Here is a 1,264-nt window from a genome sequence, read left to right as displayed (position 1 = left end):
TTGTATACTTTTCATTTCTATCTCTCCCTTGCTGATACATTATTTATGATGATTACAATTTTCTAATAGTTTAGTAATAAGAAGCGGTATGACCCGCTTCGTTTTTATATAATTTTAATAAAATGTGTTTTCTAAAGTCTGCAATTCATCAATACTCATACCAATTTCTCTATTGATGTATTTTTCTATTTCTATTTCCTTTATCTCTGTTAATTCTTTTGTTGTAAAAATCATCGTATTTAATTCAACGACAACACCCATTAATTCATTATCACACTCATATTTAAAATCAATGGTTTTATATTCTCTGAGTATCTCTAACTTGTCAGCTACCATACTTTTAAATCGGTCTATTTTCTCTAACTTATTCATATTAGTTTTAAAGGGCATTTGAATAACCTCCTATGTTAATTTATGTTGATTCTAAGTAATATAGAAATGTTTTACAGTGTAATAAACAATCGGCCTAACTCAGTTATAGGAGCTGTCATTCGCTATAACCCCCTTGTTATTGTTTACCACTTATACATTAGTATGAAGAAAGCCCTTTGTAAGAGCTTTCGTCTATAAACATACTTTAATGTATTTCGGCATCTTTGATGTTAGATCAAGTGGGCGATTACTTTTATAATCTTCTACTCGATATTTGCCATTTACTCTGAAAATCGTATGGCGACCATTTGTGATTTTAATGAAGTTAGCACCCTCATCAAACGCTTGCTTAACATTGATATTTTTTAGTTCTTGTTTTGTGATAAACATCTTTAACAGCTCCTTTGATTTGTTAATTTCATTATATCGTACATTAGTGTACGTTTCAAGTGTTTTGTAGTATTTTTTATTACTTTTGTAAATATTTTTGTATTAAAAAAGCGCCACACATTTCTGTTATGACGCTTCTCTAATATGCTTTCTATTTATTTAGCATTTTTCATTTTGAATTTGGATTAAGCCGTACACAAAAGGGAGGATCACTTTATGAAAGGGCGTGAATTTGCGACGTGAGTATAGCGAGCAAGTTCACGCCCTCTATGTGGTCGAAGCTCCGACGCCCAGCCTAAGCGAGGAGGGTCGACCACATTTGAAGCGGGTTAATACAACAATTTATAATCCGCTTCATTTACTAGACTACCTATAACTCTATATTCATCTTCTTTCGTTTCTTTAATATTGATTTCGTCATCCCAATCTACGTTATCAACCAATATCATATGTTCCTTAATAGCTGATTCCAAAGATGCTTTATTATCATACACTCCTATAA

The 1,264-nt window shown here is 31.6% G+C and carries 2 protein-coding genes; both read right to left on the bottom strand.

Annotated features, from left to right (window positions below; genetic code table 11):
- Window positions 1-114 precede the first annotated feature (114 nt).
- Window positions 115-390 (bottom strand): hypothetical protein, encoded by a 276-nt coding sequence (locus tag ACF91D_RS30405; protein ID WP_390334179.1) that lies wholly within the window; start codon window positions 388-390, stop codon window positions 115-117.
- A gap of 174 nt (window positions 391-564) precedes the next feature.
- Complete coding sequence (locus ACF91D_RS30400; RefSeq protein WP_390334181.1) at window positions 565-762, bottom strand: hypothetical protein; 198 nt, start codon at window positions 760-762, stop codon at window positions 565-567.
- Window positions 763-1,264: the final 502 nt, after the last annotated feature.

Source organism: Staphylococcus sp. 231237_7MaSpsaltlick (assembly GCF_043107035.1).
This window is presented reverse-complemented; position numbering and strand designations above follow the sequence as displayed.